Source organism: Devosia sp. Leaf420, assembly GCF_001425445.1.
Classification (GTDB): domain Bacteria; phylum Pseudomonadota; class Alphaproteobacteria; order Rhizobiales; family Devosiaceae; genus Devosia.
Window position 1 is genome coordinate 448,595 of the sequence record NZ_LMQU01000012.1, and the last position, 12,520, is coordinate 461,114.

The following is a 12,520-nucleotide window of genomic DNA, read 5'->3' on the forward strand; positions in this document are numbered from 1 at the left end:
AGGAACGCGTTGGGATCTAATCCACTTCCCCCGACAACGTATCCAACTCCATCTCCCGCAGGCGCTTGACCTCGTCGCGCAGTCTCGCCGCCTTCTCAAACTCAAGGTTCGTCGCGGCTTCGCGCATTTCGCGTTCGATGTCTTTGATGACCGTCGCGAGATTGTCGCCGGTGACGACCTTTTCTTTGCCGTCCTTGCCTTTGCCGATGCTGACCGTGACGTGGTCTTGTTCGTAGACGCTGTCGACGATGTCGTTGATGCGGGCTTTCACACTTTGCGGCGTGATGCCGTGTTCGAGGTTGTAGGCGATCTGCTTTTCGCGGCGTCGGTTGGTTTCGGCGAGGGCGCGTTCCATGGAGCCGGTTTCTTTATCGGCATAGAGGACGACGCGGCCATCGACGTTGCGGGCGGCGCGGCCGATGGTCTGGATGAGGGAGGTTTCGGAGCGGAGGAAGCCTTCCTTGTCGGCGTCGAGAATGGCGACGAGGCCGCATTCGGGGATGTCGAGGCCTTCGCGGAGGAGGTTGATGCCGATCAGCACGTCGAAGGCGCCGAGGCGGAGATCGCGGATGATCTCGATGCGCTCGATGGTGTCGACGTCGGAGTGCATGTAGCGCACCTTTATGCCCTGCTCATGCATGTATTCGGTGAGGTCTTCGGCCATCTTCTTGGTGAGGACCGTGCAGAGGGTGCGATAGCCGCGCTTGATGGTCTGGCGGATCTCGTCGATGACGTCGTCCACCTGATGGGTGGCGGGGCGGATTTCGACCGGGGGATCGATGAGGCCGGTGGGGCGGATGACCTGTTCGGCAAAGACGCCGCCGGCCTGTTCCATTTCCCATGAGCCGGGGGTGGCCGAGACATAGACCGATTGCGGGCGCATGGCGTTCCACTCCTCGAAGCGGAGGGGGCGGTTGTCCATGCAGCTTGGCAGACGAAAACCGTATTCGGCCAGGGTCGCCTTGCGGCGGAGATCGCCGCGATACATGGCGCCGAGCTGGCCGATGGTGACGTGGGATTCGTCGACGAAAACGAGGGCGTTGTCGGGCAGGTATTCGAACAGCGTCGGCGGCGGCTCGCCGGGGCGGCGGCCGGAGAAGTAGCGCGAATAGTTTTCGATGCCGGCGCAGGAACCGGTGGCTTCCATCATTTCGAGATCGAAGAGGGTGCGCTGTTCGAGGCGCTGGGCTTCGAGGAAGCGGCCGGCGCCGTTGAGTTCCTGGAGGCGCGCGGCGAGCTCGGAGCGGATCAGCTTGATCGCGCCGGTGGTGGTGGCGCGGGGGGTGACGTGGTGCGAGTTCGCATAGATGCGGATGAATTTGCGCTCGCCGATGGTTTTTCCGGTCAGCGGATCGAATTCGACGATCTTCTCGATCTGATTGCCGAACATGGAGACGCGCCAGGCGGCGTCTTCATAGTGGGACGGAAAAATTTCGACGGTATCGCCGCGGACGCGGAAGGAGCCGCGGGTGAAGCTTTGCTCGTTGCGCTTGTATTGCAGGGCGACGAGCTTTTGCAGCATTTCGCGCTGGTCTATGCTCTCGCCCTGGTGCACGTCGATGATCATGGCGGAATAGCCTTCCACCGAGCCGATGCCGTAAATGCACGAGACCGAGGCGACGATGATGACGTCGTCGCGCTCCATCAGCGCCCGCGTCGCCGAGTGGCGCATGCGGTCGATCTGCTCGTTGATGGTGGATTCTTTCTCGATATAGGTGTCCGTGCGCGGAACGTAGGCTTCCGGCTGGTAGTAGTCGTAGTAGGACACGAAATATTCGACGGCGTTTTCCGGGAAGAAGTGCTTGAACTCGCCATAGAGCTGGGCGGCGAGGGTTTTGTTAGGCGCAAGGATCAGCGCGGGGCGCTGGGTGCGCTGGATGGTCTGGGCGACGGTGAAGGTCTTGCCCGAGCCGGTGACGCCGAGGAGGACCTGGTCGGTTTCGCCATTGTTGACGCCTTCGACGATGTCGGCGATGGCGGTGGGCTGGTCGCCGGCAGGGGTGTAATCGGTGACGAGCTTAAAGGCCTTGCCGCCTTCGAGTTTTGCCGGGCGCTCGGGGCGATGGGGCACCCAGGGGGAGGAGCCTTCTACCTCTTTGCGGCCGTGAAGGATGATCTGCTCGAGGGCTTTCACGGTGGCGGTGATGCCGACGGTGGTGGCGTTTTCGAGAGTTTCGCCCTTTCGGGCTTTGTTCTTTTTGACGGATGCGTCGAGGGCTTCGCGGAGTTTGGCTTGCGCTTCGGGATCGGCAGCGGCGGCGCGGGAGATTTCGCGCGCGGTTACGGCCTTCGACGGCATGTGGTTGAAGCCGGCTTGCGGGGCTTCGCCCAGCCCCGAGAAGTCCACGCGGTCGACGGAATTGATCTTGGTCTTGCCGGACTTCTTTGCCATGCCGGTGGCGGTGTCGTGGCTCGACTTGGTGGTGCGGCGCTTTTCGAGCGGGGTCTTTGGCGCTGCCGCCGCTTTCTCAGCCGCATCGGCGCGGTCGAGGGCGCGCTTGTTCTTCATCCGCTCGGCATAGAGCGGCTTACTGGCCTGGATGTCCTCGGCCTTTTCGATCTCGGCGAAGAATTCGTCGATGGAAAATTCGGCTTTGCCGGGGCGAGTGGATTTGGGGGCCATGGCGCGGGCTCTTCTTCAGCAGGACGGGACGGGCAGGGAAACCACTAGATGGGTGTCCTGTCAGGCAATGTCAGCAGGGGAGATGATCACGACTTCTAGCACGCGGCCAAAGGCAAGCAAACGCGCTATTGTGGATCGGGGGCGGGCGAGGAAGCCTGGCCGGCCTCGCCGTGGCGCCAGACGGTACGCGATTGGGTCTCGGGATCCTGCACGATGACTTCGGCGTCGAATTGTCCGGATTCGCGCGCCTCGTCGATGGCGGACTCGATCGCCGCTTCGCGGGTCTTGAATGGTGCAGAAATGCTGCCGCGATTGGTATGCTGCCAGGCGCCGTCGCGTTCACAGACAATGTAGTGATTTTGGGTCATGGGGTCCTCCGTGGGCAGATAACGCGGAGAGGGCGGGGAGGGATGCCGGGGCAGGACAGGATATTGGCAGGATGTCCGGTCAGCAGGCGGTTACGGTAGCTGTGAACCGTGCGGCGGCATGTGCGGCGATGGTCGCCATGTGAGATTTGCCCTTCGGATCGAGCATGCCGTGATCGAGGGCGGGGATTTCCCAATAGGTCAGGTTGCAATGACCTGCGCTAGCGAAGGCATTTGTGGTGATGCGAGAGGAGGCAATGGGGCCGGGGTGCTGGTTATGCTTCGCATGCCGGTTTCCGAGCTAACATACTGATGGGTCGAAAATTTACCTGTGCCGGACGGGGTGTCTAGGTGCTCCGATGTTTCATTGGGAATATGCTGGTGACGGCTAAATGTGCTGGGCATTATCGCGCAACCCCCACCTAGCCTCCCCCTGGTAGGGGGAGGGACGCAGCGGTTCTTGCTGCGGCTCGTTGGTCCTACCGGCGGATACCTCCCCTGGGAAAGGGGAGGCTAGGTGGGGATTGGTGATGCGCGGGCGGACTCTGTCACCTGTTGGTATGGTGTTTGGCACCGTAATCCGCGCTATTGCACCGATCAGCGTCTCGCGCTGTCGCTTACGCCGCCTTCGTCTCGTCCGGATTGGCGATGTCTTCGATGTGGACGAAGCCGCGTTGGAGGGCGGCGAAGATGGTGGGGTCTATGGCGGTGCCGAGGTCTTTTTGCATGATGGCGAAGGCGTCGGTGACGGACATGGCTTTGCGGTAGGGGCGGTCGGCGGTCAGGGCGTCGAAGATGTCGGCGACGGTGACGATGCGGGTGTCGAGGTCGATCGAAGCCTCGGAAATGCCGTGGGGATAGCCTTTGCCATCCAAGCGTTCGTGGTGATCCCCGGCGATGCGAGCCATGGCGCGGAAGGCGGAGATTTTGGAGAGGATGACGCGGCCGAGTTCGGGATGCTGGCGGATCTGGACCCACTCGTCTTCGTCCGGGCGGCCATTTTTGTCGAGGACGGAATTGGAAACGCCGAGCTTACCGATATCGTGAAGAAGCGCGGCGCGCTTGAGCCAGCGGCGGCGGTCGGGGGCGTAGCCGAGTTCTTCGGCGATAAGATCGGCGAAGATCGAGACGCGGTCGGAATGGCCGGCAGTGAACGGGCTTTTTGCGTCAACGACCTTGGCGAAGCCGGCGGCGATGTCGTCGAGATAGTCTTCGTCGACTTCGCGCATGCGGGCGCGTGGCTCGAGCGATGCGACGCAATGATCGAGATCGTTGGCGAGGAGGACCTGCCAGAATTTGGCGTCGGATGCGAGGTCCTGAATGATGGCCACGAGGCTTGGCTCGAACCAGCGGCCAGCGCGATCGCTGACCTCAGCGACAGCGGCTTCGGCGCCGCCGCGCATGAAGAACACATCGACCACCTGCGATAACAGGGCGATGCGGGCGAAAAGCGAGATTTCGCTGCCGGTGCGGCGCAAGGGTTGGCCCGTGCCATCCCAATGCTCGTCGAGGTCGAGGATGCCCTGGCAGACGGTTTCGGAGAAGCGCATGCTGCGGGCGATATCGGCGCCGCGCTGGCAGCGGGTTTCGATGAGCTCGCGAGCGATCTCGCCACCATTGCGGGCAACATTGATCATGGTTTGCAGGCGTTCGACGAAGCCGGATTTGCGCGCGGTGTTGGAGATCAGAAACCGCAGGATTTCCGGAAGCTTGGTGTCGACGCTCTTGTACGAATTCTTGAAGTTGAGATCGTCGGCCAGATAGAGCTTGCAGATGCGGGCGGCATTGGAGCTGCAGCCGATATCCTTGAGCAGAAGCGTATAATAGAGGTCGGACAGCTCTTCTTCGGAGAGATCGAGCCGCATGCCGATATGCATGCCGATCCAGCAGCAGCGAAGACTGTGGCCGACCGGTTGGCCCTCGGTGATATCGAGCGCATAGCTGAGCGCGCCGACGACTTCGGATAGATAAACGACGTCCTGCATGCTGCCCCGCCTGTCTGACCCAGGCAGAATAAGGGATAATCCTTAAGGCAAACGCCGAGGAAGATGGCGCAATTGCAAGCAAGTGGCTCGTGGGCGCGATCCATTTGATGCCGTCACCACCCGGACAAGCCGGGTGGCGACGGCGTTTGGGCGGTGGTGTTACTCGGCAGGCTGCATGCGGGTGGCGGCGTTTGGCGCGGGCGTGAAAAAGACATAGGCGCCGATGAGGACGCCGGCGGCGGTCAGCAGCGAGCCGATGGCGACGAAGGCTTCGACGCCGGTATTGCCTTTGAGCAGCAGATAGAGCGCGACGCTCATCATGGCGACGCCGGCCGTATAGACCCAGAAATGGATCTGGGGCAGGCGGCCTTCGGCCTTGGCGGGATTGAGCGCGTAATAACCGCCGAAGATGGCGCTCGTGACCCAGCCGAGCAGATTGATATGGGCGTGGGCGCCGATGACGTCATGGTTCTGGCTGATCGACATGGCGAGGCCGAGGCCTATGCCTGTGATCAGAAAGAGAATTCCGGCACGAAAGAAGAGATGCGAGATTTTTGGCATTGATGTTCCCCCTGTAAGCCGGCGGAGCATGCAAGTCCCCAATGTCCGCAGGCGGCCGGAGAATACCGGTTTTCCGGGCGTCTTACCAGATTGTTAACGCGGGCGATGCGTGTCCGAGGACAGCGGGGGGAAGATGGTTTCGGCGATGCGGACAAGGACCCAACCGGCGGTGAGGCCAAGCAGCGCGCCCACGGATTTGACCATGGCGTCGGAAAAGCGGCCGTGGCGATCTGGGCGAAGCTCCTGCAGCCATTCGAGACCGAAAACACCAATGATGACGATCAGCAACGCGAGCCAGATTTTGCGCGGATAGGCGAGGGCGAAGAGGAGGCCAACGACCACGAAGGCTGCGGACCGCTCGATGTCGACCGGGAGCATGGACAGGCGCGGGCGCAGGCCGATTGGCGAGAGCGTGGCAATGGCGATGCCGATGAGGGCGAGCCAGGCGAGGGCCTGCAGAATGGTTCTGGTCATAAAACTGTCATACGCGCCGGAGGCGGAACTGGCCAGTGGTGGGGCGGCATGGCTGGTGCCCATCATGCGCGGGCACGGCGGACCTCGGGGAGCGCGATGACCAGGAGAAGGAGCGCAGTGAGGAGGAAAAGCCAGCCGCCTATGGCGAGATAGATGACGACGCCGGCAATGCCGCCCAAGAGAAAAGCGGCGAGGGTGCTGATATGGAGTTTCAAGCGCTGGGGGCCGTTGCCATAGGTGAGCGAGGCGAGGGCGAGGCCGATATCGGTGGCCATGCCGGAGACATGGGTGGTGCGGACGCGGGCATCGCTGATCCGCGTCGTCGCGGCGTTTTGGAGGCCCATGATGAAGCTGAGGCCGATGAGGAGGCCGGGGCCGAAGCTCGGGATAGTGAGATCGGCGACGGCGAGGACGGCGAGCAGGGCGGCTTCGAGGAGGATGGAATAGGCATAGATGCCGCGAATGGCGTGACGGCGGCCGGTTTCGATGAGAAGGCCGGAACAGAAGGCGCCGGTGATAAAGGCGACGATGAGCGCAAGGAAGATACCCGTCAGGCCGAAGCGGCCGAGGCCGATCTGATCGGAGAGGGCGGAGACATTGCCGGTCATATTGGCGGAGAAGAAGCCGACGGCTTGAAAACCTGATGCGTTGAGCGCGCCGGCGATACCGGCCAGAAGCACCGCCAGCTTGACGTCGATTGCGGGCGTTCGCTGATCGCCTTCATGGATAAGCACGGAAATTTGGCCGCCGGTTGAATTTGTGATCGCTGAAATTACGAGGATTTCCGGGCTTTGCAAGCGGCGAGCGCGGCCAACATTACCGACCTTGCCAAGAGTTCATCCCCTCGCAACCTCAGGGCCAGCCCGTTGCCTGTAGGTTGGTGTCATTCCGGTTCGACCGGTTTCCCATGCAAGGAAAAAACCATGACCTCGATTTCTAAAAAAGCCATCGTTGCTGCTGTGACCGCAGTGATCGGCCTGGGTGCCATTGCACCAGCCATGGCGCAGACGGCTCCAGCCGCTCCGCAGCCGCCGACGGCCGATGCGCCGATGCCGCCCGATGCCAATGGTCCGATGGGTGGCCCCGGCCATCGTCCGCATGACGGCGGGCCGCGCCGTGGTGGTGGCGAAGGGTTTCTCGACTTTGGCCGTGGCGGCGAAGGCATCGAAATTGCCATCGTGCGCCTCAGCCACCGTATCGACCTGACCGCTGAGCAGAAGACGCTGCTCGAGACCTTCAAGACCGACGCGCTGGCGGCGGCTGAAACATTCACTACGGCCACCGAGGGTTTGCGTCCGACCCCGCCTGCTCAAGGCACGACCGCGACTGCACCGACGCCGCCGACGTTCACCGAACGGCTCGACAATCGCATTGCGATGGAAAAGGCGCAGCTTGCAGCGCTCGAAGCCGTGCAGCCGTCGGCGAAGGCTTTCTTCGATAGCCTGACCGCCGAACAGCAGGCCCAGCTTACGCCGCAGCGTGGCGAACCCGGCTTTGGTCCGCATGGCCGCCCTGGCCAGCATGGTGGGCCGAACGGCAAGGGTCAGCATGTGCGTCCGGGCCAGATGGGTGCGCCTGATCAGCCGGCCACTCCTGCCGAAGCACCGACAGAAGCGCTGCCGCAGACCTAAGCAGCAAACGCTTTTACGGCTCCGCGCATCCTTCGGTGCGGAGCCGATGAGCGGCACGATTTGCCCCCGAAGTCCATCGCGTCCGCGGACCCCGGCCCTCAACGGCCGGGGTTTTTCGTTGCTGGTTGAGTGCGGCTCGACTACCAATCGATCAGCCTTTGATGGATTGACCATGACCCAGCTGCCACTCGACACCGCCCGCATTCGTGCGCTTTTTCCCGCTTTTGCCGAGCCGAGCCTAAAGGGGCTGGCGTTTTTCGAGAATGCCGGTGGGTCCTATACGGCCAAGGTAGTGCTCGATCGGCTGGAGCATTTTTATCGGGCGACCAAGGTGCAGCCCTATGGCGTTTATCCCGCTTCGATCGAGGCGGGCGAGGCGATGAACCTCAGCTACGAGCGGATCGCGGCGGCGCTGAATGTGACGGCGGACTGGATCCACTTTGGTCCATCGAGCTCGGCGAACAGCTATGTGCTGGGCAATGCTTTTGGCGGCTGGCTAAAGCCGGGTGATGCTGTTGTCGTGACCAATCAGGATCACGAGGCCAATACCGGCGCATGGCGGCGGTTGGCGCAGAAGGGCATCGAGGTGCGCGAGTGGAGCGTCGATCCGCGGACCGGGCGGCTGGCGCTCGGGGCGCTCGATGCTGTGCTCGATGACAAGGTGAAGCTCGTCGCGGCGACGCATTGTTCCAATGTGGTGGGCGAGATCAATCCGGTGGCGGAGGTCGCCAAGCGCGCGCACGCGGTTGGGGCCGTGGTGGCGATCGATGGCGTCAGCTATGCGCCGCATGGTTTGCCGGATCTGGCTGAGTTGGGCGCGGATATCTATTTGTTCTCGGCCTATAAGACCTATGGCCCGCATCAGGGGGTGATGGCGGTGCGGCCGGAACTGGCGATGGCGTTGCCGAACCAGGGGCACTTTTTCAACGATGCCAAGCCGCGCTATCGGTTGACGCCGGCCGGGCCGGATCATGCGCAGATCGCGGCTTGCGCGGGGATCGCGGATTATCTCGAGCAGGTGGCCGAGATCGACGGCGGCGAGGGCAATCCATTCAGGCGGGCGCATAAGGCGATGCGGGCGCAGGAGATCGAACTGGCGCGGCCGCTGCTCGATTATCTCAAGGGGCGAAACGATGTTTCGTTGGTGGGGCCGGACGATGCGGAACTGCGGGCGCCGACGATTGCGCTGCGGCATCGCGAGCCGGGGATCGACGTGGCGAAGCGCTTGGCCAAGCATGGCGTGATGGCCTCGGGCGGTAATTTTTATGCTTGGCGGCTTATGGAGGCGCTGGGGATCGATCCGCACCATGGGGTGCTGCGATTGTCGTTCGTGCACTACACGAGCGAAGAGGAAATCCAGAGTCTGATCAAGGCACTAGATGCGGAATTGTAGAGACTGATTCATTTCTCACAACGTCGGATGTCATCCCGGCCTTGAGCCGGGATCCATCTTGAGATCTTGGGTTAGGCCCCGGCTTTCGCCGGGGTGACAATCGAGTTCGTGACGGGCTCCGGGCCTAAACTAAAAAACGAGTTACAAAAAATGTCGCGTCCACTTGCAGCTTTGCTTTTGCTGCTTTGCACCATGTTTTGGGGTTTTGCCTTTGTGGCGCAGAAGTCGGCCATGGGGACGATGGGGCCGCTGAGTTTTGCGGGGGTGCGGTATATCCTCGGCGGGCTATTGGTGCTGCCGTTGGCACTGGGGGAGTGGAAGCGGCGGAAGGTGACGTTGACGCGGAACAACTGGCTGCTGATCGGTGTGCTGTGCTTTGCGTTTTTCATGGGGTCTTGGCTGCAGCAGGCGGGGCTGGCCCTGACGACGGCGACCAATGCCGGGTTTCTGACCGGGCTCTATGTGTTCTTCGTGCCCTTGATCGGTCTGGTGTTTCTGCGGGTGCGGCCGCATCCGATTGTTTATGTCGGGGTGCCGATGGCGCTTGTGGGGATTTATTTCCTCAATGGCGGTGGGATTTCGGGCTTCAACCAGGGCGACTGGCTGATCGTGCTCAGTGCCGTGTTCTGGGCGATGCATGTGCTCTCGCTGGGGCATATCGCCAAGGAGACGGGCCTGCCGATCTTCGTTTCGGCCATCAGTTTCCTCGTGGCGGGTGTCGTGGCGCTCGCCATTGCCGTGCCGACCGAGGCGCTGACGCTGGCGCAGATTTCGGGCGTGTGGGTGCAGCTTGCCTATGCCGCGGTGCTGTCGACGGCTGTGGGATTCACCCTGCAGGCGGTGGGGCAGCAATATGTGCCGCCGGCCAATGCGGCGATCATTCTTTCGGCGGAAAGTTTGTTTGCCGCGCTGGGTGGGGCAGTGGTGCTCGGCGATCGATTGCCGGCTGTGGGCTATGCCGGGGCAGCGCTGCTGTTTGCAGCAATTGTTCTGGTAGAGGCAGTGCCAGCACTTTTAGCGCGCCGGCAATTGCCTGAGGTCCGGGCCACGAACTGAGTTACTGGCTAACCCTATACATCTCGTAGCTCTTGCAGACGACGAGGACGGCGCAGCCTTGGAGGGTCATGTGGTCTTCGCTGTGCTGGGTGATGGTGCCCGACATGTTGAAGCCGAAGAGTTTGAGATTGCCCTTCCAGGCATTGCTGCCGGACGGGCGCAGGCGGTTGGCCATGGGCTTGTTGAGATAGGGCTTATACTGCTCGTTGTAGTCGACGTCGCTGAGCCAGACGAGCTGGCCGCAGAGCTGGTTGCCATCGCCGCAGAGTTCGAACTTGAAGCGAGTGTCCTTGCTATCCAATTCCCAAACGCCATTGGGTGAGGCAAGGGCCGGGGTGGCGACGAAGGCGGCGAGGGCGAGTGGCAAAAGGGCAGACAAGCGGGGCATGATGTTCTCCGGCAACTGAGGAAGAGTTTGCGGGCGCGGAGGTGAATGGCGGCTGAACGGTTTGCAACGCCGAAAGCGGTTCATCGGGATGTCACGCAGAGGGCCTAGGGTGAAGATGCTCCGGAGGCATCCCATGTATTGCCGGATGCGCCGCCCGCCTTCCCATAGCCCGGCGGGCGTTCCCCCGAGGTCCTCGACCTCACCGCATCGTTGCTTTGGCCGCCTTCGGGCGGCCCTTTTTTGTGGACCATTGGGAATAGTCCTCGCGCCGGCCTGCAGGCTGCGCCAAAAAGGGCTCGAACGCGCCTCGGCGGATTGCCAGAGTGGTTCGCAGCTTTTGGGGCGGACGATGGCCAAACTCTATTTTTCCTATGCCGCGATGAATGCCGGCAAATCCACCTTGCTGCTGCAGGCTGCCTACAATTATCGCGAGCGCGGCATGCGGCCGCTGCTTTTTACCTCGGCGCTTTATGTCGAGGACGGGGTCGGGCTGATTTCGTCGCGCATCGGCATCAGCGAGCCGGCCGAACTCTATTCGGCGGGAGACGATCTCTACCAATCGATCAAGGACCTCCACGAAGAGTCAAAGGTCGATTGCGTTTTCGTCGATGAGGCACAGTTTCTCGAGCGCGACCAGGTCTGGCAATTGGCACGGGTTGCCGACCGGTTACGCATTCCGGTGATGTGCTTTGGGCTGCGGACCGACTTCCAGGGCAAACTCTTTCCTGGCTCGATGGAACTGCTTGCCGTCGCCGACGTGATGCGGGAAATCCGCACCATCTGCACATGCGGCGCCAAGGCGACTATGGTGGTGCGGCAAAGCATGGATGGGCGCGTGCTGACCGATGGCGATCAGGTATCGATCGAAAAATCGGTTTATCTCTCGCTCTGCCGCAAGCATTGGGAAGAAGCCGTGGGACGCTGGCCGGTGAAAGGACCGCGATGATGGATGACGCAATGAACGAACCGCTGGGCCAATTGACCATTCGCACCATGGCGATGCCCGCCGACACCAATGCGGCAGGCGATATTTTCGGTGGTTGGGTAATGAGCCAGATGGACATCGCAGGGGCGATCGCGGCAGTCGAGCGGGTCAAGGGCCGCGTCGTGACGGTGGCGGTCGAGGCGATGACGTTTATCGCGCCGGTGAAGGTCGGCGACGTACTGTGCGTCTATACGAGCATCGAGCGGATCGGGAACACGTCGATCACCATAGCGCTCGAAGCCTGGGTGCGGCGCAACAGGCTCGACGAACGCAAGAAGGTCACCGAGGGTCGGTTCGTCTATGTGTCGCTCGACGACAATGGACAGAAGCGCCCGATCCCGCCCGCCTGAAGTCTGCATTCAGACTGCGTTCAGCCACGCCGCGCCAAAAAGGCAGCACGACATCGCCTTGCTCGTGGGGAGCCACACCATGAAAGCCATTCTTCTCGCTGCCGCTGCTGCGCTCGGTCTTTTTGCCAGCGTTTCCAGCGCTCAGGCCGAACCTGCATTCGCGACAACGACCGTGGAAGTCTATAGCGGACCGGGCTGGCAATATGGCGCGACGGGCTACTATATGAATAGCGGCCTGACGGTGGACGCCAACTGCTTTGGACGCGGCTGGTGCCAGGTAAACGGCAATGGACCAAGTGGGCCATTCATCGGCTGGGTGGAAGAGGGCGCCTTGGCTTTTGGGGGCTATCAGCCGCAGCCGCCACGTCCGCAGCCTGTTCCGCAGCCGCCCCGGCCACAGCCGGTGCCGCCGCCTGACTATGAAGATGCCGGCGCTTGCTTTTACGCGCAGCGCAATTTCCGCGGCGACTCGTTCTGCGTCGATGTGGGCGAAGAGTATCCGCGCCTGCCGCGCGGCTGGGATCAGCGTATCCGCTCGGTCGAAGTTTTCGGCGATGCGGAGGTCGATCTCTGCACTGACAGCGACCTTTATGGACGCTGCGTGACGTTGCGCGCGGATTCCTCGCGATTGCCCTCTGGGCTCGACCGTCGCGTCCGCTCGCTGGAGGTTTACTAGCATTCGGATTCCGATTTCGGCTCCGGAACTCTT

Annotated in this window: 13 protein-coding genes; 6 read left to right on the forward strand and 7 right to left on the reverse strand. The window is 62.1% G+C overall.

What is annotated here, in order from left to right; translation table 11 throughout:
• Positions 1–16: 16 nt before the first annotated feature.
• The 6 genes from uvrB to ASG47_RS15530 all read right to left on the reverse strand — a co-directional run bounded on the left by uvrB (position 17) and on the right by ASG47_RS15530 (position 6,742).
• Positions 17–2,623 (reverse strand): excinuclease ABC subunit UvrB, encoded by a 2,607-nt coding sequence (gene uvrB, locus ASG47_RS15505; protein ID WP_061910612.1) that lies wholly within the window; start codon positions 2,621–2,623, stop codon positions 17–19.
• Positions 2,624–2,748: 125 nt separating this feature from the next.
• Entirely contained in the window at positions 2,749–2,991 is a 243-nt protein-coding gene (locus ASG47_RS15510; protein WP_061910618.1) for a DUF2188 domain-containing protein, read from the reverse strand.
• A 614-nt stretch (positions 2,992–3,605) separates the two neighbouring features.
• Positions 3,606–4,973 (reverse strand): HD-GYP domain-containing protein, encoded by a 1,368-nt coding sequence (locus ASG47_RS15515; RefSeq protein ID WP_061910620.1) that lies wholly within the window; start codon positions 4,971–4,973, stop codon positions 3,606–3,608.
• A gap of 159 nt (positions 4,974–5,132) precedes the next feature.
• On the reverse strand, positions 5,133–5,534 hold the full coding sequence (locus ASG47_RS15520) for a hypothetical protein (RefSeq protein ID WP_061910622.1): 402 nt from the start codon (positions 5,532–5,534) through the stop codon (positions 5,133–5,135).
• Between the two features lie 93 nt (positions 5,535–5,627).
• Positions 5,628–6,008: a VanZ family protein gene (locus tag ASG47_RS15525; protein WP_156464131.1), complete on the reverse strand. Its 381-nt coding sequence runs from the start codon at positions 6,006–6,008 to the stop codon at positions 5,628–5,630.
• A 62-nt stretch (positions 6,009–6,070) separates the two neighbouring features.
• Complete coding sequence (locus tag ASG47_RS15530; RefSeq protein ID WP_061910827.1) at positions 6,071–6,742, reverse strand: YoaK family protein; 672 nt, start codon at positions 6,740–6,742, stop codon at positions 6,071–6,073.
• A gap of 189 nt (positions 6,743–6,931) precedes the next feature.
• Here ASG47_RS15530 and ASG47_RS15535 point away from each other — a divergent pair, with 189 nt between their 5' ends.
• From ASG47_RS15535 to ASG47_RS15545, 3 genes are all read left to right on the forward strand, one after another.
• Positions 6,932–7,639: a Spy/CpxP family protein refolding chaperone gene (locus ASG47_RS15535; RefSeq protein ID WP_061910626.1), complete on the forward strand. Its 708-nt coding sequence runs from the start codon at positions 6,932–6,934 to the stop codon at positions 7,637–7,639.
• Between the two features lie 172 nt (positions 7,640–7,811).
• Positions 7,812–9,032, forward strand: coding sequence for an aminotransferase class V-fold PLP-dependent enzyme (locus ASG47_RS15540; protein ID WP_200940949.1), 1,221 nt, complete (start codon positions 7,812–7,814; stop codon positions 9,030–9,032).
• A gap of 150 nt (positions 9,033–9,182) precedes the next feature.
• Positions 9,183–10,088, forward strand: a complete 906-nt coding sequence (locus tag ASG47_RS15545; protein ID WP_061910627.1) for a DMT family transporter — start codon at positions 9,183–9,185, stop codon at positions 10,086–10,088.
• 1 nt (position 10,089) lies between these two features.
• On the opposite strand, the gene ASG47_RS15550 is transcribed toward ASG47_RS15545, so the two are convergent.
• A complete protein-coding gene (locus tag ASG47_RS15550) occupies positions 10,090–10,476 on the reverse strand; it encodes a DUF2147 domain-containing protein (protein WP_061910629.1) in 387 nt (128 codons plus the stop codon).
• A 349-nt stretch (positions 10,477–10,825) separates the two neighbouring features.
• Between ASG47_RS15550 and ASG47_RS15555 the strand changes: the two genes are divergently transcribed.
• The 3 genes from ASG47_RS15555 (at position 10,826) to ASG47_RS15565 (ending at position 12,487) form a co-directional block, all read left to right on the forward strand.
• On the forward strand, positions 10,826–11,422 hold the full coding sequence (locus ASG47_RS15555; RefSeq protein ID WP_061910631.1) for a thymidine kinase: 597 nt from the start codon (positions 10,826–10,828) through the stop codon (positions 11,420–11,422).
• An 11-nt stretch (positions 11,423–11,433) separates the two neighbouring features.
• Positions 11,434–11,811, forward strand: a complete 378-nt coding sequence (locus ASG47_RS15560; protein ID WP_244487115.1) for an acyl-CoA thioesterase — start codon at positions 11,434–11,436, stop codon at positions 11,809–11,811.
• Positions 11,812–11,890: 79 nt separating this feature from the next.
• Complete coding sequence (locus ASG47_RS15565; RefSeq protein WP_061910632.1) at positions 11,891–12,487, forward strand: peptidase inhibitor family I36 protein; 597 nt, start codon at positions 11,891–11,893, stop codon at positions 12,485–12,487.
• The last annotated feature ends 33 nt before the right edge of the window (positions 12,488–12,520 follow it).